This is a genomic window from Chryseobacterium subflavum (genome assembly GCF_055762745.1).
The window spans coordinates 1,073,121-1,096,368 of sequence record NZ_JBVTMR010000001.1; the positions used below are offsets into that span (position 1 = coordinate 1,073,121).

Annotated in this window: 22 protein-coding genes; 15 read left to right on the top strand and 7 right to left on the bottom strand. The window is 36.3% G+C overall.

Annotated elements, in window-relative coordinates:
• The first annotated feature begins 145 nt into the window (after positions 1-145).
• The 9 genes from AC0INN_RS04520 to AC0INN_RS04560 all read left to right on the top strand — a co-directional run bounded on the left by AC0INN_RS04520 (position 146) and on the right by AC0INN_RS04560 (position 9,483).
• Positions 146-1,402: an aminotransferase class I/II-fold pyridoxal phosphate-dependent enzyme gene (locus AC0INN_RS04520; protein WP_172283369.1), complete on the top strand. Its 1,257-nt coding sequence runs from the start codon at positions 146-148 to the stop codon at positions 1,400-1,402.
• An 8-nt stretch (positions 1,403-1,410) separates the two neighbouring features.
• The gene (locus tag AC0INN_RS04525) at positions 1,411-2,049 is read left to right on the top strand and encodes a TetR/AcrR family transcriptional regulator (protein WP_172283368.1); all 639 of its coding nucleotides are present in this window, start codon (positions 1,411-1,413) and stop codon (positions 2,047-2,049) included.
• Positions 2,050-2,141: 92 nt separating this feature from the next.
• Positions 2,142-3,227 (top strand): DNA polymerase III subunit gamma/tau, encoded by a 1,086-nt coding sequence (gene dnaX / locus AC0INN_RS04530; RefSeq protein WP_172283367.1) that lies wholly within the window; start codon positions 2,142-2,144, stop codon positions 3,225-3,227.
• Positions 3,228-3,508: 281 nt separating this feature from the next.
• Complete coding sequence (locus AC0INN_RS04535; protein WP_172283366.1) at positions 3,509-3,844, top strand: hypothetical protein; 336 nt, start codon at positions 3,509-3,511, stop codon at positions 3,842-3,844.
• A gap of 414 nt (positions 3,845-4,258) precedes the next feature.
• A complete protein-coding gene (locus tag AC0INN_RS04540) occupies positions 4,259-5,338 on the top strand; it encodes a chorismate mutase (RefSeq protein ID WP_172283365.1) in 1,080 nt (359 codons plus the stop codon).
• Positions 5,339-5,612: 274 nt separating this feature from the next.
• Positions 5,613-6,539, top strand: a complete 927-nt coding sequence (rsgA, locus tag AC0INN_RS04545; protein ID WP_172283364.1) for a ribosome small subunit-dependent GTPase A — start codon at positions 5,613-5,615, stop codon at positions 6,537-6,539.
• Positions 6,540-6,547: 8 nt separating this feature from the next.
• Positions 6,548-7,363 carry a helix-turn-helix domain-containing protein gene (locus AC0INN_RS04550; RefSeq protein WP_306611969.1) on the top strand — a complete coding sequence of 272 codons (816 nt, stop codon included), beginning with the start codon at positions 6,548-6,550 and terminating at the stop codon, positions 7,361-7,363.
• A gap of 125 nt (positions 7,364-7,488) precedes the next feature.
• Positions 7,489-8,679 (top strand): multidrug effflux MFS transporter, encoded by a 1,191-nt coding sequence (locus AC0INN_RS04555; protein ID WP_306611971.1) that lies wholly within the window; start codon positions 7,489-7,491, stop codon positions 8,677-8,679.
• 387 nt (positions 8,680-9,066) lie between these two features.
• A complete protein-coding gene (locus tag AC0INN_RS04560) occupies positions 9,067-9,483 on the top strand; it encodes a nucleoside-diphosphate kinase (protein ID WP_034687444.1) in 417 nt (138 codons plus the stop codon).
• A 128-nt stretch (positions 9,484-9,611) separates the two neighbouring features.
• Here the strand turns inward: AC0INN_RS04560 and AC0INN_RS04565 are convergent, their stop codons facing one another.
• Positions 9,612-11,450, bottom strand: coding sequence for an alpha-L-fucosidase (locus tag AC0INN_RS04565; RefSeq protein WP_306611973.1), 1,839 nt, complete (start codon positions 11,448-11,450; stop codon positions 9,612-9,614).
• Between the two features lie 117 nt (positions 11,451-11,567).
• Between AC0INN_RS04565 and chrI the strand changes: the two genes are divergently transcribed.
• Positions 11,568-12,083, top strand: a complete 516-nt coding sequence (chrI, locus tag AC0INN_RS04570; RefSeq protein WP_306611975.1) for a chryseobasin maturation helper ChrI — start codon at positions 11,568-11,570, stop codon at positions 12,081-12,083.
• A 214-nt stretch (positions 12,084-12,297) separates the two neighbouring features.
• Here the strand turns inward: chrI and rpe are convergent, their stop codons facing one another.
• Positions 12,298-12,948, bottom strand: coding sequence for a ribulose-phosphate 3-epimerase (gene rpe, locus AC0INN_RS04575; protein WP_172283359.1), 651 nt, complete (start codon positions 12,946-12,948; stop codon positions 12,298-12,300).
• Positions 12,949-13,055: 107 nt separating this feature from the next.
• Positions 13,056-14,132, bottom strand: coding sequence for a chryseobasin maturation metalloprotease ChrP (gene chrP / locus AC0INN_RS04580; protein ID WP_172283357.1), 1,077 nt, complete (start codon positions 14,130-14,132; stop codon positions 13,056-13,058).
• Between the two features lie 51 nt (positions 14,133-14,183).
• On the opposite strand from chrP, the gene AC0INN_RS04585 reads away from it, so the two are divergent.
• The gene (locus AC0INN_RS04585) at positions 14,184-14,888 is read left to right on the top strand and encodes a DUF4294 domain-containing protein (protein WP_172283355.1); all 705 of its coding nucleotides are present in this window, start codon (positions 14,184-14,186) and stop codon (positions 14,886-14,888) included.
• Positions 14,889-14,901: 13 nt separating this feature from the next.
• Here the strand turns inward: AC0INN_RS04585 and AC0INN_RS04590 are convergent, their stop codons facing one another.
• Both AC0INN_RS04590 and mnmC2 read right to left on the bottom strand, forming a co-directional pair.
• Positions 14,902-15,318: an NUDIX domain-containing protein gene (locus tag AC0INN_RS04590; RefSeq protein ID WP_172283353.1), complete on the bottom strand. Its 417-nt coding sequence runs from the start codon at positions 15,316-15,318 to the stop codon at positions 14,902-14,904.
• Positions 15,319-15,491: 173 nt separating this feature from the next.
• The gene (mnmC2, locus tag AC0INN_RS04595; protein ID WP_306611978.1) at positions 15,492-16,169 is read right to left on the bottom strand and encodes a tRNA (5-methylaminomethyl-2-thiouridine)(34)-methyltransferase MnmC2; all 678 of its coding nucleotides are present in this window, start codon (positions 16,167-16,169) and stop codon (positions 15,492-15,494) included.
• 85 nt (positions 16,170-16,254) lie between these two features.
• Between mnmC2 and AC0INN_RS04600 the strand changes: the two genes are divergently transcribed.
• The 4 genes from AC0INN_RS04600 to AC0INN_RS04615 all read left to right on the top strand — a co-directional run bounded on the left by AC0INN_RS04600 (position 16,255) and on the right by AC0INN_RS04615 (position 20,396).
• Positions 16,255-17,328, top strand: coding sequence for a branched-chain amino acid aminotransferase (locus AC0INN_RS04600; protein ID WP_172283349.1), 1,074 nt, complete (start codon positions 16,255-16,257; stop codon positions 17,326-17,328).
• A 90-nt stretch (positions 17,329-17,418) separates the two neighbouring features.
• Positions 17,419-17,928: an FKBP-type peptidyl-prolyl cis-trans isomerase gene (locus tag AC0INN_RS04605; RefSeq protein WP_172283347.1), complete on the top strand. Its 510-nt coding sequence runs from the start codon at positions 17,419-17,421 to the stop codon at positions 17,926-17,928.
• Between the two features lie 78 nt (positions 17,929-18,006).
• Positions 18,007-19,044 carry a peptidylprolyl isomerase gene (locus tag AC0INN_RS04610; RefSeq protein ID WP_306612905.1) on the top strand — a complete coding sequence of 346 codons (1,038 nt, stop codon included), beginning with the start codon at positions 18,007-18,009 and terminating at the stop codon, positions 19,042-19,044.
• Between the two features lie 188 nt (positions 19,045-19,232).
• Entirely contained in the window at positions 19,233-20,396 is a 1,164-nt protein-coding gene (locus AC0INN_RS04615) for a retropepsin-like aspartic protease (protein WP_306611981.1), read from the top strand.
• Positions 20,397-20,522: 126 nt separating this feature from the next.
• Here AC0INN_RS04615 and AC0INN_RS04620 read toward each other — a convergent pair whose 3' ends face one another.
• On the bottom strand, positions 20,523-21,887 hold the full coding sequence (locus tag AC0INN_RS04620; protein ID WP_172283343.1) for a M28 family peptidase: 1,365 nt from the start codon (positions 21,885-21,887) through the stop codon (positions 20,523-20,525).
• Between the two features lie 2 nt (positions 21,888-21,889).
• Entirely contained in the window at positions 21,890-23,248 is a 1,359-nt protein-coding gene (locus AC0INN_RS04625) for a M20/M25/M40 family metallo-hydrolase (protein ID WP_306611983.1), read from the bottom strand.

Sequence of the window (23,248 nt, forward strand, 5' to 3'; positions counted from 1 at the left end):
ATAAATGGATTTTGTTGTAAAATTATTTGATTTTTAAGTGGTAAGATCGAAATATGGTATTTATAATAAATTTTCGATGAAAATTAAAATCAAGAAGAGTGAATTATTTATATATTTGCCTGCTAAACAACTAATAATATAAAGGATGAGTATCGATTTTACAACAGCGACATTTAAGGATTTTGAGAATATTCCTGATTATGATATCGCTCAGAGGGCAGAATATTTTTACGAATTCCTGGATCACATGAAAACCAGGGGACACATGAATTATAGGCTAAAAAATACTTCAGCAGCCGATGCAGTGTTAAATATCAGCATTGCAGATCGCAATAAGGAGTATGTAAGTTTTGTATCAAGTGATTATTTAGGGTTTACACAACACCCTAAAGTAAAGCAGGCAGCTATTGAAGGAATTGAAAAATATGGTACGGGTACAGGAGCCTCACCGCTTATTGGGGGGTACTTTGATTATCATAATATTTTGGAAAAAAAAATCTCTGCCTTTTTTGGGAGGAATGAAGACGAAGTAGTCTTGTTTACTACCGGATATGCAGCTAATAGTGCGACTTTGCAGATTTTAATGCAGAAGGAAGATATTGCTATACTGGACATGGGAGTGCATGCAAGCGTACATGAAGGATGTGCTTTTACCAATAAAAAAACATTTCCTCACAATAATTTGGAAGCTTTGGAACATATTTTGAAGATGTCTGAGAGTATGTACCGTACAAAGCTCGTTATCATTGACGGAGTCTACTCTCAGGAGGGTGATACTTCACGGGCCAAGGAAATATATGATCTTGTGAAAAAATACAATGCCTATCTTATGATAGATGATGCCCATGGTGTTGGAGTTTTGGGAAAAACAGGAAGAGGAGCTTTAGAGGATGACGGTTTATTGGATAAAGTGGATTTTATAACAGGAACTTCGAGTAAGACTTTCGGTAACCTGGGAGGATATGTTATTGCAAATAAAAAAATAGCATCATTCCTAAAGTTTCAGTCGAGACAACATATATTCTCTGTTACAGCGCCACCTTCTTCCGCCGGAATAGTAAAAGCAATTGATCTTGTTGACGAAGAACCCATTTGGAAAGATAAACTGTGGGAAAATATCAATTATCTAAAAACAGGTCTTAATGATCTGGGATTGGATACAGGAATTACCTGTTCTGCTATTATCCCGGTAAAGATTGGAGATCAAAATAAAATGTGGGATATCGGTAGAATATTAATCGAAAACGGAGTTTACACGAATCCTATTATGTATCCGGCCGTAGCGAGAAAAGATGCCCGTATCCGGATGACGGTAACAGCGCGACATGAAAAAGAACATTTAGATAAAACGCTTAATGTCTTTGATGATATTAATAAAAAAATGCATATTGCGAAAAAATAATAATAATTATGCCTAGAAAAGTGGTGCAAGGTCCTATAAGGGACAAAGAAAAAACAAAACAGAAACTGCTTGCTGCAGTGGGTAAAATTCTGAGAGTAAAAGGCTATGCCGGACTGAAAGTAAGTAAAATTGCAGCGGTTGCCGGTTTTGATAAAAAACTTATCTATGAATACTTTGGCAGTACAGATAAGCTTATTGACGAATATATTAAATCTCAGGATTATTGGAGTAAATTCAGCCCGAATATTGAGGAGGAAGTACAGGTTGGAAAAGGTAAAGAAGCCCTTACTCAAGGAATTCTTATGCAGTTCGAGAGTCTGAAGAAAAATAAAGAATTACAGAAAATCATTCTTTGGGAACTTTCTGAAAGTAAGCCTATCCTTAAAAATATCTTAAAGCAAAGAGAAGATGTTGGGGCTAATTTATTTGAAAATGTTACAGACCCATATTTCGGAGAAGATGCAACAAGTTTTAGAGCTTTATTGGCTTTAATTGTGGCAGGTGTTTACTACCTTAATCTTTTCCCGGCCTATAACGGAACCGAATTTTGTGGTCTTGATATGAGGACAACTGAAGGAAGAGCCGAGATTGAAAAGGTAATTGTGGAGTTAATAGATAATGCCTACAAGAAAAAAGCTGCTCAGTAAAAATTTTCCTGTTTGATGTGAGATATATTTTTTGTGGATAATTTGAAGATTTTTGACTTTCAAATTAGAACTATATTTCTTATTTTTGACCAATGGAAAATTTTATCGTATCTGCAAGAAAATACCGCCCGCAAGAGTTTGACACTGTTGTTGGACAATCCCATATTACAGATACTTTAGAACATGCAATTGAAGAGAACCAGTTAGCACAGGCTCTACTATTTTGTGGGCCTCGTGGTGTTGGTAAGACAACCTGTGCCAGAATTCTGGCCAGAAAGATCAACGAAAAGGATGGTTCCGTTTCAGAAGACGGTTTTGCTTATAATATTTATGAGCTCGATGCTGCCTCAAACAACTCAGTGGATGATATTCGGGAACTGATCGACCAGGTTCGTTTTGCACCGCAGGTTGGCCAGTATAAGGTATACATTATTGATGAGGTGCATATGCTGTCTTCTGCAGCCTTCAATGCTTTTCTTAAAACACTGGAAGAGCCGCCCGCTCACGCAATTTTTATTCTTGCAACAACGGAAAAACATAAGATCATTCCTACGATTTTGTCCCGTTGCCAGATATATGATTTCAAAAGGATCGTTATTGAGGATATTCAGGGGCATTTAAGAAATATAGCCCAGAAAGAAAATATCCAATATGAAGATGATGCTTTATATCTTATTGCGCAGAAAGCAGACGGTGCATTAAGGGATGCCCTTTCGATTTTCGACAGGCTTTCTACATTCTCCCAGAAAAATATTACATTGGCTAAAGCTGCTGAAGTACTTAATATTCTTGATTACGATCAGTATCTCAATATTCTGGACCTGGCTAAAGACAATAAGATTCCTGAAACCCTTTCCGCATTCAATGAAATTGTAAAAAAAGGTTTTGATCCGCATATTTTTATCGCAGGACTTGGAAACCATTGTAGGGACCTCATGATGGCTCAAAATGCTTCAACGATAGATTTAATTGAGGTAGGAGAGAAAACAAAAACTAAATTTGTAGAGCAAAGCCAGAAATGGAATGTTCAGCAATTGATTGATGCCATTGAAATCTGCAACCATGCAGACATCAACTATAAAAATTCCAAAAACCCGAGACTTACTGTAGAAATTGCATTAATGCAATTATGTTCATTGACTGCCCAGGCAGACGTTGCTAAAAAAAAAAGTTTATAATACTGGCTCCGTTTCTTAGTGAGAAACAGGAAATAAAACTTCCCAAACAGGAAAAAACAGAGCCCGTAAAACAGGACAGCATTGAAAAACCTTCGACTCCCATAGGTCATCAGGCTGAACCCACGATAAGAAAAACATCCAAACCTTTATCAAAAGGTATTTCTTCAGGATTCAGCATTAATTCTTTTTTAAATAAAGAGGAAAAAGAAGAAAAGGAAGAAGCTGTTGTTACTAAAGCTGATAATCTTCCGCAGCATCATTTTACCGAAACGGATTTGTTAATGGAATGGAATTTATTTTTAAAACAAATCCAATTCAAACAAGCAGTAGTTTTCAATGCTATAAAATCTTTTAAACTGGTTAAAATTGATGAGACAACAGTACAGGTTTTATATCCTTCGGACTCAGCAAAAGCTGAATTTGATAAAATAAGTGGAGAATTTTTCAATCATTTTAAAAGAAAAGTACTTAATTATTCAATTGAAATTGATTATAAAAAAGACGTTCAAAACCTTAAGATAGAGGTGGTTACGAAGAAAAAAATATTCGAAAAGTTCGTTGAGAAAAATCCTTTATTAAAAGATCTTGATGATTTAATGAAGTTTGATTTGACATAATTTTATATCTTTGTCAAATCTTTTTGTTCAAAATGGATTTTTGACAAAAACAAATGATTTAATTGTAAAGCTAAAGAATAGACAATTACAGAATAAAGTGGAAAAATTATTAATCCCATCTCTGTCTACTTTAAACCTTTTTGGTTTTATACCCGCTGATTATTTTAGCGGTTATTTTAGCTTTTCGGCTACTTATTATAGAAATTTTAGAAGTTATTACCGATTTTACTGGTACTACTAATTAAATTTCTTTCCAAAAAATAGGAATTAACGGATCTTCTCTCATTAATTCCTCATCCCAATAAAAAATTTTTAAACGGCATTTTTTGAAAAGAATTATAAAGAAACTTTATAAGGGAAGAACCGTTTGTGCATTATAATAGATTAAAAATAAGATAAAAATAAATTAACAGAATGAATTTAAAAGATTTAAAAAACGATTGGATTAATGAGTTTTCACAGCCATTAATGATTGCCGGGCCATGCAGCGCTGAAAGTGAAGCTCAGATGTTGGAAACTGCGAGAAGGATAAAAGAAACCAATGCGCAGGTGCCTGTTTTCAGGGCAGGTATATGGAAACCACGTACAAAACCCAATGGATTTGAGGGAGTTGGAGTTATTGGATTAAACTGGTTGAAAAAAGTAAAAGAAGAATACGGCTTCAAAACAGCTACCGAGGTAGCCAACGCACATCACGTTTTTGCCGCTTTGGAAGCAGATGTGGATATTCTTTGGATCGGAGCCCGTTCTACTGTGAATCCATTCACCGTTCAGGAAATTGCAATGGCTTTAAGAGGAACGGATAAACCTGTATTGGTTAAAAATCCTGTAAATCCGGATCTGGCATTATGGATCGGAGCCTTGGAAAGACTTGTAGGGCAAGGGATTCACAATCTGGGAGCTATACACAGAGGTTTTTCTACATACCAGAAAACAAAATACAGAAACAATCCGAACTGGCAGATTGCTCTGGATTTCAAAAGCCAGTTTCCGAATATTCCGATGCTGATTGATCCTTCCCATATTTGCGGAAACAGAACTGGATTGGCAGATATTACCCAGGAGGCAATGAACGTAGGTTACCAGGGAGCTATCATTGAAAGTCACTGTAATCCAGATGAAGCATGGAGCGATGCTTCACAGCAGATTACACCGGAAGTTTTAGCTGAACTTATTGGTAATCTAAAAATGAGAAATGCAGGATTAGCAGGATTTGACGGTGAAATGGGAAGACACAGAACGTTGATTTCTGATCTCGATTTTCAGTTAATTGAGCTTCTTTCCCAAAGGATGAAAATCTCTGAGAAAATTGGCAAGCTTAAAAAAGAGAATGATATCGCTATTTTCCAGCCGGAGCGTTGGAAAGTGATTACCGAATATGCTACTCAAAAAGCAAAAGAAACAGGAATGTCACAGGATTTTATTGAAAAGGTTTTCAAAGCGATACATGAAGAGTCGATTGAAGTACAGAACAATATTATGATTGAGAAATAACAATTATAAAATAATAATTAACGGATTCAGGGCTTAAGAATCAGACGTGCACGAAACAGAAACTTCGTTACGAAACTGAATCTTAAGTCCTGAATTTTTTAATATTGATCTTATGATGAAATCGGAAAATATATTTTCTCACTTTCAAAAGCCTTATAGTCTTACTTTAGCTTTTCATTTTTCCCAGCTTTGTATTTTGAATGTTCCATTTTAAACTCTGTACTATACATCCTCCTACCTATCACCGAATTCCTTATATTTGCATTCTATACGTATGAAAGGAAAAATTATTAAATCTACAGGAAGCTGGTACCAGGTTCTGGAAATGGAAACCGGTAGAATTTTCGAAGCCAGAATTCGCGGCAAGTTTAAACTTATCAAAACCCGGCTTACGAATCCTTTAGCTGTGGGAGATTATGTAGAGTTTCAGCTGGAACAGGATGATATTGCCTGGATTACTAAAATAGAACCACGAAAGAATTACCTGATAAGGAAATCGGTAAACCTTTCCAAAGAAGCTCATATTATAGCTTCTAATATTGATCTCGCATGTTTCATTTTTACACTTCGGTATCCGGAAACTTCTCTGGGGTTTTTAGATCGTTTTTTAGCGTGTTGTGAGGCATATAATATTGTACCTCTTATTTTATTTAATAAAATTGATGTCCTGAATGAAGAAGAAATAGAGATCGTAAAAGATATAGAGTTTATGTATCAGGAAATCGGATATGATACACTTGAGATATCATCTTACTCTAAACTTAATCTGGATCAGCTTCAGGAAATTTTAAAAGATAAAACTTCTGTATTTTTCGGCCATTCTGGTTGTGGTAAATCCACATTGGTTAACGCAATGCAGCCCGGATTAAATCTAAAGACTTCAGAAATTTCAGATAGCCATCTGAAAGGAAAACATACGACTACGTTTGCCCAAATGCATTTTTGGAATTTTGGAGGAAATGTTATTGATACACCCGGAGTAAGGGAATTTGCGATGATTGATATAGAAAAAGAAGAAGTACAACATTACTTTCCAGAAATTTTCAAAAAAAGGGAAGACTGTAAATTCCATAACTGTATGCATATCAATGAACCTAAATGCGCAGTAGTGGCTGCCCTGGAAACAGGAGAAATTCAGCATTCCCGATATTCTACCTATATAAAATTAATGGATGAAGCAGAAGAAGCTTCTCAAAAATAGTCTTATTCATGAGTGAGGAAAAGCATATTCCTGTTCATAACCTTACCTATCAGGAATTTCAGCTGACCACTTTGGAAAATGGACATCCTGAAAATTTTAATGACGTCCACAGGCATAATTTTTGTGAGATCCTGTGGTTCAAAGAGGTAAAAGATGATAGTCATCTTGAACTTGATTTTGAAAATTATCACCTCAAAAATAATCAGATCTGCATTATAGCTCCGGGACAGGTGTTCAATATGAAGCTCCGGGGTGAAAAAGGATACGTCTTTGCCATAAGCCGGGAAATCTTCCAGGAAATTTGTGACGTGGAACTCATCCTTACCAATGGGGCAGCTCCTTTTTTTCCTGATAATGAAAGCCGGAAAAATTGCCAGGGGATCATTAAGCTGCTTGAGGACGAATACCATGGAAATTGCCGGATGAATTTAATCAAAGCTTATTTAAAAGCTTTTTGTATTATTATCACAGAGGATCTTACTTCACAAGAGCCTTTACTCCATGACAAGCAACGTATACAAAAGCTCATTACGCTGATCGATACCTACTATATTACACAGAAAGAAACCCGATACTACGCAGAAAAACTTAGCATAAGCGCTCATCATCTTAATGACATTGTGCGGATTTCAAGAGGGACAACAGTAAAAAAAATGATCGCTCAACGCCTTTTACTTGAGGCAAAAAGAGAGTTAAGTTTTGGAGCACTGACAGTAAAAGAAGTAGCCTTCAGATTAGGCTTTAATGATTCTTCTTATTTTTCCCGTTTTTTTAAGAAGCATTCAGGGTACAGCCCCGAACAATTCAAAAATATGAATGACTGATTCCAGGGATAATCCTCAGTTTGTCCTGGTAAGCCTTCAATAGTTTCATTGGATGACCTTTAATTTTATAAGAATTTTGTATGCTGTAAAAGTCAATGTTGGCATGTAATGATTTAAAAAAAATTATGAAAAAACTGAGTATTATTGTATTTATTCTGGCTCTTTTAAACACGCTCGAATCTTTAAGTATAGATCTTTATCTTCCTGCTTTTCCTGTAATGGCAAAAATTTTCGGAACCGATATAGGGCATATCCAGATTTCCATTTCCATTTTTTTTGCCGGTTTTGCTATCGGGCAGCTACTATGGGGACCGTTATCTGATAAAAAGGGGAGGAAGCCTATGCTGTATTGCGGATTAATCCTATTTATGATTGGAGCCGTTGCTATTATCTTTACCGAAAATATATATGTGTTGTGGATCATGCGTTTTCTTCAGGCTTTTGGAGGAAGTGCCGGGATTGTCATTGGCAGGTCCATTGTAATAGACCTCTACGACAAAGAAAAAGCGGTAACTATCTTTTCCAAGCAATCTCAGATAAGCGGGATTGCTCCCATTGTAGCACCATTAATGGGAAGTGTTTTTCTAAGGTTTTGGGGATGGAATAGTGCGTTTAGCTTTTTAAGCATTTTAGGAGCTATTACTTTATTTCTTGTTGTTAAGTATATTCCGGAAACCAATTCCCGGATAGCATCACCTGAAACTTCGGAAACTGAAATCCAATTAAAAAATCAGCTGAAAGTTATTATTTCCAATAGAGATTTTATCAACAATACTATTATCGGGAGTATTGCTTTTGCATCACTGATTATTTATATTTCCAATGCTCCATTCCTTTTTATGGAAATTCATGGATTTTCCAGTGAAGTATTCAGCTTTATATTTGCCTTTAATTCCATGGCATTAATATTTGCAGCCTATATTACTCCGAAATTAACCCAGAGAGTTAAGGATACCCGAATTCTATTTTCTGCTGCTATCCTGTTGTTGTCAATGAGCTGTTTACATTTATTTATATCTCTGGGCCAATTGTTCGTGGGATTGGAAGTTGCAGTTCTGTTTTCTTCTCTTATAGCAATAGGACTTCTTTTTCCTATTACTACTGCCCATGCATTATCTCCTTTTAAAGAGGGACGTGGAACAGCTGCAGCCCTGATGGGATTTATTCAGTTAATGGTTACCTTCCTCATGTCAGCTATAGTTGGTTTTTTAGAATCTCAATCCATTATGCCCATGATTATAGCGCGGATCGCACTGGCAGGGGTTGCTGTCTTTTTTGCTTATAGAACTTTTTTGGCAAAAAAGGTTTACGCTTAGAAATATCTCATTTCGATCTTGTTGATAATAAGATTTTTAAAATAAAAAAAATGCCACTTTGACATGTATGTTGGAGTGGTATTTTTTTCGAAAAAATATCGTTTTTTTACTTTTTGGGGTTCTTGGTGATGATTTTGGGGATTTTTTTTTGAGAAAATAAGGGAGATATCATAGATTTTAACAATAAAAAACCCAGCCGAAGCTGGGTAAAAACTAATAACCATGAAAACTCAAATTAAACATGAGAATCGCAATAGAATAAACAATTACTGTGCCAAAGATGAATTTACTATTTCTTAATAAAAGTTATTTTTATGTTAAAAAAAAATTAAAATGGAGATAAGGTTTTTTTTTGTAATTTTGCGGCATTAAAAAAAATATACGTTTATGTCTAACATTACATTCACTATGATTAAGCCTGACGCAGTTGCAGACGGACATATCGGTGCTATATTAGGTAAAATTGCAGAAGGAGGTTTTAAAATCAAAGCTTTGAAGTTAACTCAACTTACTGTAGCTGATGCTAAAAAATTCTATGAAGTACATGCTGAAAGACCTTTCTATGGGGAATTAGTAGAATTCATGAGCTCAGGACCAATTGTTGCAGCTGTTTTAGAAAAAGACAATGCAGTGGAAGATTTCAGAACTCTTATCGGTGCAACAAACCCTGCTGAAGCTGCAGAAGGAACTATCAGAAAAATGTTTGCAAGAAGCATAGGAGAGAATGCCGTTCACGGTTCAGATTCTGACGAAAATGCTCTTATCGAAGCACAATTCCATTTTTCCGGAAGAGAGATCTTTTAAGACCAGAATTTATTCAAAATATAAATCCGGAGATAATTCTCCGGATTTTTTATTTTCAAACCCTGCTATTGGAAACTTTTATAATAGCCGTTTTTTAGAAGGTGGTTAATATGATGAAATCTCAGATCCTATAAATTACTTTCTATAGCACCTACTTTTTCACGGTATAATTCCAATGGTTTATCCAGAAGTATAGCAATGACTGTCATTTCTTTATCCAGCCTTTCTTTTGGAATGTCAATATAGATAATTCCAGGCCGCTCACTCCAGTACAATTTATTGTAAACAGTATGGTCGATCATGGAACCATCCCCAACAATACGAATTCTTGAAATGCCATTTTTAATTCCTTTTAAAGCAACCGGCCCCGTGGGAATTCCTTCTACAAAAAGATAAAGAGTTTGTTTATCTTTTGAAAGGGCACTCATACCTGTATAATGCCCATCCGGTAATCCTTTTCCTGTTTCAAAAAGAGCTTCGGCATGATCGCTGATCCATGATAAAGTTTTCGTATTCGTTTTTGAAGTCTTTGGAATGCTCATATCCATCCCATCTGCGGTAAGTCCGGAATGGTCCAGGAGATTATTGCCATTATGAAGCTGTTCAGCAATTTCATAGATAGCTGCAAACGTATCGGAATGATCAGTGAGTTGTTTTAAAGATGGAATATCTCCTTTATGGGGGGCTTTAAACTGAATTTCCTTATTAAAATTAAGCTCAATAACAGTCACATCCTGATCAAATTGTACATTAGAAAAATGTAAAGTCAGGTTTCCGGCAGGATCGGTTACCATATTTACCTTTGCATTGGGATCACTAAGAACTTCTGCAGAAACCGGGAAGGATTTTAACCCATATATTTTTGTGAAATTTTTAGCTTCCTCAAGATACAGAAACAGTTTTTTATGATCTTTAGATATTGCAGATTTTCCTTTGTAGTTTTCAAAAGGCAAGCCCCTGCGTGTTCCATATATAGCCTCAGGATATTTAGAGGTCCAGCGTCCCAGGTTTTGGAGGATTTTTACTTGCTCTTCCGGAATGGTTCCATCTGCTTTAGGACCGATATCCAGAAGTAAATTACCACCCATCCTGATTACATCTGCCAATGTTCTGATAATCATATTAGGAGTTTTATAATGGTGATCAAAAGGTTGGTATCCCCATGAATCATTCATGGTGTAACATAATTCCCAGTATTCACTTTGAGGGCTGATGACCGGGATTCCTTGCTCCGGAGTTTCGTAATCTCCATGATTGGTTAACCTTGAATTGATAATAATATCTGGATTATATTTTTTTAAATTATCTAAAGTTTTTGATGCCTGCCATTCCTCAGAAGTATGTTCCCAATCGCCATCAAACCATAAAAGATCGGGGTGGTAACGGTCTGACAGATCATTGAGTTGTGACTGATAATATTGGATGAAGTTTTGCCATCGTCCTGGATCATTCTTAATTTCATATCTCTTCTTTGTTCTGGTGTTGATATCATAATAAGGATGGCTCCAGTCCGGCAGAGAATAATAAAGACCAGTTTTTAACCCTGATTTTTTAAGTTCGTCAATAAAGGGTGAGAGAACATCTTTTCGGGCTATTGAATTTTTTGCAATAGTAGTCGCTTTTTCAGCCTGAGAGTTCCAGAGAGAAACCCCATCATGGTGCTTTGTGGTGATTACGGAATATTGTGCCCCCGAATTTTTAATAAGTTTTGTCCAGTAGGCTGGATTATATTTCGCAGCAGAAAATCCATTCAGCTGCTTCATATAATTTTCATGGTTAATGTAGTTATTAAAAAAAGACCAGGATTCCGAAATTCCATCTACCGAATAGATTCCCCAGTGAATAAAGATCCCCAGTTTTGCATCCTGAAACCATTCCATTTTTTTCGGGTTGGGCTTATTTTGTGCATTGCTATTTCCTGCAACCAAAGTTCCGAACAAAAAGGCAATGATCCACTTATTTCTCATGCTTATATTTTTGTGTACTAAAATAACAAAAGTCTTCTTTAATTTCCTAGTTGGAGCGCATATTCATTTTGTGAGTGATTGTATTCAGAATAAAGCTAATTTTATAAAATAAACAAAATGATAATCACCAAAACAAAAGACATGAAAATGACAACACTTATTCTGATCATTACTGGAACACTTACAGCCCTTATTGCAGGATTATTTTATGCTTATTCCTGCTCGGTTGTACTGGGATTAGGGAAACTATCCGACATGGAGTACCTGAAAGCAATGCAGTCTATAAACCGTGAAATTCTCAATCCGGTCTTCTTCCTGAGTTTTATGGGAACGGCAGCGATGCTTCCTATTTGTACTTATATATTCAGAGGGCAGCATCCGTCTTTTCTCTTGCTTTTATTGGCTACAATAATTTATCTGGTTGGCGTTTTCGGGGTTACCGTGGTAGGTAATGTACCTATGAATGATCAATTGGATCAGTTTAATATCGGAGATGCTACTGCCGAAGCATTAAAAAAAGTGCGTGAAGCTTTTGAAAACAGATGGAACCTTCTCAATAACATCAGGTCAATATGTTCTACCATCAGTATTGTTCTGGTTATTTGTGCCTGTATATGGGCTAAAACGGAATAATGTTCAGTATTAGTACTTAATGCAAATTCCGTATTTTTACGGATGCACGGTATTGTGTTTTATTAGCATCTTTACACAAGCATAGAACAACGAAAATCTAAGCTAAAGTCTGAATGACTGAAACTAATAACCATCGTAAGCTCAGATTTTCAACGAATTAAGGCAGCCTGAAGGGCTGCCTTTTTATATAGGTTCAATAATAATGAGACGTTACTTAGATTTTTAACAGCTCAATTGTTCTCTCAGGATTTTCAGAAGAGAAAACAGCATTTCCTGCCACCAGAACATCTGCGCCTGCTTCGAATAATTTCGATGCATTATCAAGGTTAACACCACCATCCACTTCAATAAGAGCAGTGGAATTATTGGTTAAGATCAGGTCTTTGGTCTCAGCAATCTTCTTATAGGTGTTCTCAATAAATTTTTGTCCCCCGAATCCTGGATTTACACTCATCAACAATACCAGATCTACATCTGCTATGATATCTTCCAGCATTAAAACCGGAGTGGAAGGATTCAGTACAACACCTGCCTTAGCGCCTCTGCTCTGAATAAGGTGGATCGTTCTGTGCAGGTGTGTGCAAGCTTCATAATGTACAGAAATCAAATCTGCTCCGTGGTCAATAAATTCCTCAACATATTTTTCCGGTTCAACGATCATTAAATGAACATCAACAAATTTTTTGGCATGCTTCTGAACCGTTTTCATTACAGGAAAACCAAATGAAATGTTCGGTACAAATCTCCCGTCCATCACGTCAATATGGAACCAGTCTGCCTGAGAATTGTTCAACATTTCAATATCTCTTTGCAGATTCCCGAAGTCTGCTGATAAAAGGGAAGGAGCAATTAGCTTAGTTTTCATTTTTACTTTTATATTAGATTTATTAAAGATATCAGATGCCAGACACCAGATATCAGACCTGTTTTTTAAAAAGTATGACATCTGACATCTTTTATCTGATGTCTTTATTAATGGTATTTCAATTTCATTTCCGGCTGGATCTTTAAAATAGTTTCATAGATCAGGGAGATCACGTTTCCTACATCTTCTTTTGAAACCATTTCTACTGTTGTGTGCATATACCGCAAAGGTAATGAAATCAATGCACTGGGAACACCACCATTAGAATGGGCGAATGCATCAGTATCCGTTCCTGTAGATCTGCTGGCTGCAGCTCTTTGGAATGGGATTTTCTTTGTTTTTGCAGTATCTATAATCAGTTCTCTGATGGTATGATGCACACTTGGAGCAAAGAAAATCACCGGCCCGTTACCACACTTCTGATCACCTTCTTTTTTCTTCTCGATCATAGGAGTGGTTGTATCATGTGTTACATCTGTCACGATGGCGATGTTGGGCTTTATAGTATCGGCAATCATATCTGCACCGTACAAGCCTACTTCTTCCTGAACAGAATTTGTAATGTACAGACCGAAAGGAATTGTTTTTTTATTTTCTTTTAATAATCTGGCTACTTCTGCAATCATAAATCCACCGATTCTGTTATCTAAAGCCCTGCACACGAAATAGCGATTATTCATTTCGAAGAATTCGTCAGGATAAGTAATCATACATCCTACATAGATACCCATTTCTTCAACTTCTTTTTTAGAAGTTGCTCCACAATCGATGAAGATATTTTCAATTTTAGGAGTAGGCTCATTTTGATTATTGCTGCGGGTGTGAATTGCAGGCCATCCGAACACACCCTTTACAATCCCGTTTTCTCCATGGATATGAACTACTTTTGAAGGAGCTATCGTTTGGTCGGAACCTCCGTTTCTTATTACATAAATTAATCCGTCGTCCGTAATATAATTCACATACCACGAGATCTCATCAGCATGCGCTTCAATGACTACCTTGAATTCAGCTTCAGGATTGATAATTCCATAGCAGGTTCCATAGTGATCAACTTCAATTTTGTCTACATAAGGTCTGATATAATCCATCCAGACTTCCTGTCCTTTGTGCTCGTAACCCGTCGGAGATGATGTATTGAGGTATTTTTCTAAAAATTTTAAAGATTTCTTTTCAAATTTCATAAAAAGGAATGATTTTTGCGTTCAATATTAGCTCTAATACGCGTAAAAATAATGAATTTTAGCAAGATTTTTTGTCTTTTTCTTTTCTTTTTTGGGATTGGTGTTTTTGGACAAACGGATTCTATTATTGCTAAACCCCTGAGCCAATACCCTCCGGAGGAGTTAAAAGTAGATGAATTTGGAAATAAATATTACTATGATGAAAGACAGAAAGCCAAATTCTATGAAATAAATGGAGAGACAGTTGTCGTGATGGATGAACTTGTCCTTCTCAACAAACCTAAATTCAATAACCAGCTGGACAGGAATTATTATTATTTTCTAAATAAAAAACTATACAGGGTATATCCGTTATTTGTAGCAGCTTTACAACAGTACAGGGATATTCAGAAAGAAATGACCAATCTCGACAGTAAGGCAAAAAGAAAATATGTAAGGGACCGTCAGAATATCCTGGCTGATCAGTACGAAAAGCAGTTACGCGATCTTACAACAACAGAAGGTCAGGTTTTTGCCAAGCTTATGAACAGGGCGACAGGAAAGAATGTTTATGAGATTATTAAAGAACTAAGGGGAGGGTGGAGCGCTTTCTGGTGGAATGTTAAAGGTAAAATGGCCAGTATCGATCTTAAAGATCAATATGACCCTCATAGAAACAGAACAGATGAATTCATAGAATCACTATTACAATCCAACTGGAATTCTGGCTATCTTCAGCCATATCCGGGAGCCGGTGATTTTAAAATAAAAAAATAATACCTGTAAGTAATTACAGGTATTTTTCTTTCAGTTTATCAAATACGATTTGATCAATGGGTAAAGGAAATGGATTGTCCGGTCTGTTGATATCGATCCATTCCGTTTTTTCTATACAAGGATCCAGAATAAGGAAATCTTCTTCGTTGATAATATTAACTATATAATATATGGTAAGGAGTTGTTCATTTTCTCTGAAACGGGATACTAAAAAATCTTCTTGTGTATAGAAGTGTTCCACGATATCTATTTTTACATTGAGCTCTTCATCAAACTCCCGGTGGAGACATTCCAGTAATCCTTCTCCGTACTCCAAACCTCCTCCCGGAAATTTTACAAGCTGGTCTCCGGCATATTCTTCAAATAAGGTAAGTACTTTTTTTTCCTTTATCGCACAGGCATATACTCTGACGTTGATCTTATCTATCATATATATATTTTGTATAGCTAAATTAAGGAAATTTGTGAAAAAAAAGAAGTGAATTGAAAGTTGAAAGCTGAAAAATGAAAGGTGGATCATAAGATCTCAGATGTTGTAAATCCTGAACCTCTGATCCGCAATTCTTATAATTACCAAACCTCAGGCTTCCGATTTTCTATTGATCACCCTCTCTTTATGGCATTCAGCATTTCCCTTTTCCCCGGCGGACCTTGTTTCTTCTCTACAGTAAAATTAAGTTCCTGAAGGATTCTTCGGACACTTCCTTTGGAAGAGTAGGTTGTTAATAATCCGTTCACATTCATTTTGTCTGAAACCATCTCAAATAATGGTTTTTCCCATAGATCAGGTTGTACGCGCGCACCAAAACAATCGTAGTATACAAGGTTTATTTTAGGTAAATCAATGTTTTTTAATTCAAAAAAATCACATTTTATTTTTTTTAAATTAAAATTTTTAACTATTTCTACTGATTTTTCCCATTCTGCAGCATGAATTTTATGATAAATTTCTTTGAATTCAATGTTGTCAAAAAGTTCAAAATAGGCCAAATCTTTAATTTCCGATTCATTTATGGGATATTTTTCCAGAGAAAAATAGTTGATGACATGATTTTTATCAGTTTTTAAATATTCATTAATTGTAACCAAAACATTCAAACCTGTCCCCAAACCGAGTTCTAAAATATTAATTTCGTAATCATTTATCAAAATTAGTCCATTATTGATAAACACGTGTTCGGCTTCTTGTAATGCTCCGTGATGAGAATGGTAGTTTTCATTTAATTCATTGATAAACAGTGTTTTACTTCCGTCGTTTGTGGTCTTTATCTCTCGTTTCACCCTATTTTTTTGTCAAATTTAGTCTAAAATTTTTATATTTAGAAAATTATGTTAAATTTGTAGAACATCATAAAAAATTTTAGAAATGATAATTCAAAAAACTGAGAATTCCAGACTTTCATCATTCGACCCAAATAATTTTTCTTTTGGGAATACTTTCATAGACCATATGGTAATATGTGAGTATGAGAATGGAAAGTGGGGGGACGTAAAATTGGTGCCTTATGGGCCTTTAGCCTTTACACCTGCAATGATGGGGGTAAATTACGGACAAGCTTGTTTCGAAGGAATGAAAGCTTATAAAGATCAGGAGGGACAGGTTTTCCTATTCAGGCCTGAAAAGAATTTTGAACGTATCAATAAATCGGCTAAGCGTCTTGCAATGCCTGAGGTAACGGAAGAAATGTTTTTAGATGGTCTGAAAGCATTGGTAGATATCGATAGAAACTGGATCCCTCAGGGAGAAGGAATGTCTTTGTACATCAGACCTTTGATTTTTGCTACTGAAGAAGCTTTAAAAGCAAGAGTAGCAGAAAAATATATGTTTGCAATTGTTGCAACACCTGCAAAAAGTTATTATACTGAACCTGTTTCAGTAAAAATTTCCGATCATTATTCAAGAGCTGCTAACGGAGGTGTAGGATCTGCAAAAGCTGCAGGAAATTATGCTGCATCATTTTATCCTACTCAGCTGGCAATAGAAGAAGGATATGATCAGATCATCTGGACGGATGATGCTACTCACGAATATTTTGAGGAAAGCGGAACAATGAACGTTTTCGTAAGAATCAACGATACTGTATTTACTCCTCCTACTTCAGAAAAGATCCTGGACGGAGTTACAAGAGACAGTTTCATTCAATTGGCTAAAAAAAGAGGAATTGAAGTGAAAGTGGAGCCAATACCTGTAAAAGCTGTAATTGAAGCGCAGAAGAATGGTACATTGAAAGAAGTTTGGGGGGTTGGAACTGCTGTTGTTACAACTATTTTCCAGGCATTAGGATACCAGGGTGAAAAACTGGATTTACCAAAATTATCTGATGAAGAAAGCTTTGCAGCAATCCTTAAAAATGATTTGGTAAGCATACAGACGAATCTTTCGGATGATTCGTTCGGATGGAGAGTGTTGGTAGAAAAAAATGTGTTGGAAACCGTTTAATTTCTACTTTGAAAATTATATAAAAGCCAAGATATTCTTGGCTTTTTTTGTTTATTATATCCTGTGAAATGCTTATTTTCGCAAAAGTTTATGAAAAAATTACTCTTCATATCAGTATTGGGATTGCTGAGCTGTAACAGGAATTCACAGGCTCATCCGCCATTGGGTGGGGTTTTGAGCCAGAAAGATCTGGATATTTCGAAAGCAAGGATGAAAAACCTTAACGCTTCGGAAAGAATGCATATTCAGGAGTGGATCAAAAATCAGCCGGTGAAATTTTATCCTACCCAACTCAACTATTGGGTCAATGCTGAAGGTTTTGATACAAGAGAGAGGAGACCGGATAATTCCCTGATCTCTTATTCTTATGATCTTTATGATTTTGATCAGACCAAGATCTATGATCAGCCTGTTGAAAGAAGAGATGCCAAATTCGGGCACTTTGATGAATTAAAAGCGGTAGAAAATGCTTTGCGTTTTATACACGATGGTGAGGAAGTTACGATTTTGGTTCCATCTTCTCTGGCGTATGGTACTTATGGAGACGAAAAAAAAATAGATAACGACATCCCATTAATCATAAAATTAAAAGCTCAATAAATGAAATTGTTTAACAAGAATATAATTCTGGCAGCGGCAAGTATATCGCTGATGAGTTGTACACCAATTTATAAAAAAATGAACGTAGACAAAGAAACTTACGAAGGTCTTAAAGACGGACTTTATGCTAATCTTCAAACTTCAAAAGGAAACCTTATTGTAAAGTTTGAAGACAAAAAATCGCCTGTTACTGTAGCTAACTTTGTTGGTCTTGCAGAAGGGAAAATTGATAACAAATCTAAAGCTAAAGGAGTTCCTTTTTATGATGGAACTATTTTCCATAGAGTGATCAAGGATTTCATGATCCAGGGGGGAGATCCTCAGGGAACCGGAATGGGAGATCCAGGATATAAATTCGAAGATGAGAGAAACGACCTTCGCCATACAGGAAAAGGTATTTTATCAATGGCTAACTCAGGACCTAATTCAAACGGATCTCAGTTTTTCATTACAGAAGTAGCTACTCCTTGGTTGGATGGAAAACACACAATCTTCGGAAAAGTAGTAAAAGGAGAAGAGGTAATTGATGCCATCGCTAATGTTGAAAAAGGACCTCAGGATAAACCTAAAACAGATGTTGTTTTAGAGAAGGTGAATGTTTTCAGTAAAGGGGATGAATATAAGAATTATGATCCGGCTAAAACTTTCAATGAAGGAAAAGCTAAGATTCAGGAAAACAACAAGGCTTATTTAGCAAAAGAAGAAGCTGAGAGAAAGAAAAAAGAAGAAGAATTTAAGGCTAATCAGGAGAAGATGATAGAAAACCTTAAAGCGGGAATGCAGAAAACTGAATCCGGATTATATTATAAAATTACGAAGACTACGGATGGAAAAACTCCGAAATCAGGAGACAATGTATCTGTACACTATGCAGGTAAATTGGTAGACGGTAGTGAATTCGATTCTTCTTTTAAAAGAAATGAGCCGATCGAAATTCCAATCGGAATGGGTAGAGTAATCAAAGGATGGGATGAAGGAATCCTGTTACTGAAAGAAGGTGAAACAGCTACCTTATTGATCCCGCCTGCAATGGGTTATGGAGAAAGAGGGGCAGGAGGTGTTATTCCACCAAATGCATGGTTAGTTTTCGATGTTGAGCTTGTAAAAGTGAAATAATTCAAATACCATTATAGGAAAAGCCGGCTTTTTAGTCGGCTTTTTTTATTGGGATAAAAACACAATTAATTTAAGGATGGGAAACCAACTCTTTTAGCAAGATAAGTCCATGTAGAACTATATGAGCAGGATCGTGTTTTTATTTCGTGATCAACGGTAAAATTACTATTTTAGCTCAAAATAATTTAATGAAGCAAGTATTCTCCTTATTTTTCCTTTTTATTTTAATAATGATTTCAGCTCAGGGAAAGCGATTCTTTGAAAGTGGAGAAGTACAATTGACACAGCCTGTTGAGAAAATTAATCTGAATTTTATTAATGATTTACCACTTGTAAAGGTGAACATTAATGGGAAATTGTATAATTTTTTGTTTGATTCCGGTGCCCCTACCGTTATTTCCAATACCATTTATACTGAGCTCAATCTACAGAAAGAGCATACCAGTAAAGTAAAGGATTCCCAGAAAAATAAGCAGGAACAGATTTTCACAAAATTACCGGAAATGACTGTTGATAATGTGGTTTTTAAAAATATAGGTGCTATTGTAATGGACCTGAATGGTTCTGAGCTTGGCTGTTTTAAAATTGATGGTATTATTGGTGCTAATCAGATGGCAAAACTTTTCTGGAAAGTGAATTATTCTGAAAATTTGCTTGAAGCGACAAAAGATCTTTCGAACTTTAAGTTCGATGATTATGAAACTGTAGTCCCCTTTGATTCACAAAATCAGAAAACACCGGTCGTGGAAACTAAAATTTTAGATAAAAACATCAGGCTTACTTTTGATACCGGATTTACAGGAAGGCTTAAGATTTTAGAAAGTGATTATGATCAAAAAAAGATAAAACAATATGTTGAAACTTACGGAATTAGTTCTGTGGGGGCCTTTGGGGCAGGAAAGCCGGTCCCAGGATTTATTTTTAAAATGCCTGCATTAGGTTTAGGAAACAGAATCTTTGATAATGAAATGGTCATGACCGGAAATTCAAGATTAATAGGAAATGATTTTTTCAAAGACTTTGCATTTATAATGGACTGGCAGAATAAAAAGATTTACATGAAGAAGATTAAAAATGATCCGCCAACACTGGAATCTTTTGGTTTTGGATACCGTTTTATTGATACCAAGCCGGTTGTTGCATTTATATTTAAAGGAGAAAGTTCCTCTTTGGAAATTGGTGATTCAATCTTAAGCATAAATGATGTGGATCTGGATCATTTGAATAAAGAATCTGCTTGCCATTATATGATGAATCGGGTGGAGAGGGATTATAAAACTATTGGAATCAGAGTAAAAAGAGCCGGTAATATTATGGATCTGAGAGTTGATAAAAAAGAATTTCTAAAATAGGTACAAACAGTCTACCTTAAATATTTCGATAACTAATCAAATAACCTGGTTTTTCGTTACGGTAAATAATGAACTTCCAATAGTACATAAAATAAAAAAACCGCCGTACGGCGGTTTTTTTATATATTACCAGTTCTTATCGATCATATAAATAAGTTGGGTCATTGTTACCGCTCCCAGCAGCAATTCTCTCCGGTTTACTTTTTCGAAAGTATCTTCATGAGTATGATGAATATCAAAATACCGCTGAGAATCCGGAACCAATTCTGCTGTAGGTACTCCCATAGCATGAAGGGGAGAAATATCAGCCCCGGAGTATTTTCCTTCAAAATTATAAACTCCGTAAGGGAGGAATAATGGAGCCCAGCCTTTGATCTGATTTCTTTTTGCATCATCCATCTCCAGAGCAACTCCTCTTGGACTGAAACCTCCGGCATCGGATTCTATAGCAAAAAGGTGCTTTTCATTGGTGTCTTTAGCGGTTTTTCCATATTGTAAGCCACCTTTTAATCCGTTTTCTTCGTTGGCGAAACATACTACCCGGATCGTATGGTTGTTTTGAATACCCAATTTTTTAAATGTTCTCAAAACTTCTATACTCTGTACAATTCCGGCTCCGTCATCATGAGCGCCTTCGCCCACATCCCAGGAATCCAGATGTCCACCGACAACGATTACGCTTTTATCTTTTTTACCTGTTATTTCCCCGATAACAGAGTGGGAGAGCTTTTCTCCTTTCATTCCACAGTTGGAATTCAAAGTAGCCAATACCTTTTGGGTTTTTAAAAGTTGTTCCAGTTCATCCGCTGTTGTATTTCCGATTGCAACAGCCGGTACTTTGTCTACATTATCTTCGTATCGCATAGCACCCGTGTGAGGAATATCGTCAAAAGCTGATGAAAGAGAACGGATAATGGCAAATCTGCCCCCTTTCTTAGCCGTTAAAGCTGCGGCAGTTACTCTATACTTAGCAGCATCCCCATAACCTCTGAAAGTTTCTATAAACGATTGACTGAAAGGATAATTAAAAAACACGATCTTGTCTTTTACTTTCTCAGCAGGAAGACGATCGTATTCCTCCATGGATTTTACCATAATGACTTCTCCGGAAACATCTTTTCCGCCCGTACCTTCAGAATTTCCTAAAGAAAGCATTTTAAGGGTCTTCCATCGGCCACTGTTTGCTGTGATCTTTAAAGATTCTTTTCCTCGTTCCCAGACAGGAATGGTAACTTCCTGAAGCCATACCTTATCAGCTCCGGCATCACGCAGCTTCTGCGCTGCCCACTGAACTGCTTTTTCATAAGCCACCGAGCCACTTAAACGATGGCCAATGTTTTTGGTCAGGTCTCTTAGCTCTGTATATCCTTTTCCGTTGTTAAGGATCTCTTTGGATATTGTACTGAATTGTATTGAATCTTCTTTTACTTTTACCTGACCAAACAAGGTCATACTTAAAAGGAATAAAGATGTGCTTACTATTTTTTTCATGTCTACCAGTTTTTATCAATCATATAAATAAGTTGTGTCATTACTACGGATCCCAGAAGCAGTTCCCTGCGATTTACCTTCTCAAAAGTATCTTCTTCCGTATGGTGGATGTCAAAATACCTTTGAGGATCGGGAACCAGCTCAGCTGTAGGTACTCCCATCTCATGGAGAGGAGCGATGTCGGATCCTGAATATTTTCCATCAAAATTATAAACGCCATAGGGTAAAAATAAATTAACCCAACCCTGGATCTGTTTTCTTTTAATATCATCCATTTCTAAGGATATTCCTCTTGGGCTAAATCCTCCTGCATCAGACTCTATTGCAAAAAGGTGTTTCTCATTGGTCTCTTTTGCAGTTTTTCCATATTGTTTGCCTCCTTTGGTTCCATTTTCTTCATTCGCAAAACAAACTGCTCTTATGGTATGATTATTTTGAATTCCTAATTTTTTAAATGTCCTTAAGACTTCTATACTCTGTACGATTCCGGCTCCATCATCATGAGCACCCTGGCCCACATCCCAGGAATCCAGATGGCCACCTACAACAATTACGTTTTGGTCTTTTTTACCGGTAATCTCCCCAATAACAGAGTGAGAAAGTTTTTCTCCCTTCATCCCACAGTTAGAATTGAGTGTTGCAATCACTTTCTGGGTTTTTAAAAGTTCTTCCAGTTGATCTGCAGTTGTATTTCCTATACAAACTGCGGGAATCTTTTCAATATTATCCTCATATTTCATGCCTCCGGTATGCGGAACATCGTCCAATGCAGAAGACAAAGAACGGACGATTGCAAATTTACCCCCTTTCTTTGCGGTAAGTGCGGCCGCAGAGCGTCTGTAAGCACCGACATCCCTGTAAGCTATGAAAGTCTGTACATAATTCTGATCAAAAGGATGGTTAAAGAAAACGATCTTACCTTTTACTTTTTCAGCCGGAAGCTGCTCGTATTCTTCCAATGATTTGACCATAACGATTTCTCCGGAAACATCTTTTCCTCCTGTTCCTTCAGAGTTTCCCAAAGAAAGCATTTTGAGGCTTTGGGGCTTTCCTGAACCGGCTTTTATATATAAAGACTCTTTTCCCCTTTTCCAGACTGGAATCCTAACTTCCTGCAGCCATACTTTATCTGCCCCGGCATTGCGAAGTTCTTTCGCTGCCCATTGTACCGACTTTTCGTAGGCTTCCGAACCACTTAAACGATTTCCAATATTTTGTGTTAGATCTCTGAGTTCTTCATATCCTTTTCCATTATTTAGAATTTCCGTGGAAATTTTACTGAATTGTATTGAATCTCCCTGGGCCTGAGCATATGTTGCTATGCTTAAGAGAGCTAATGTGGTTTCTATTAATTTTTTCAT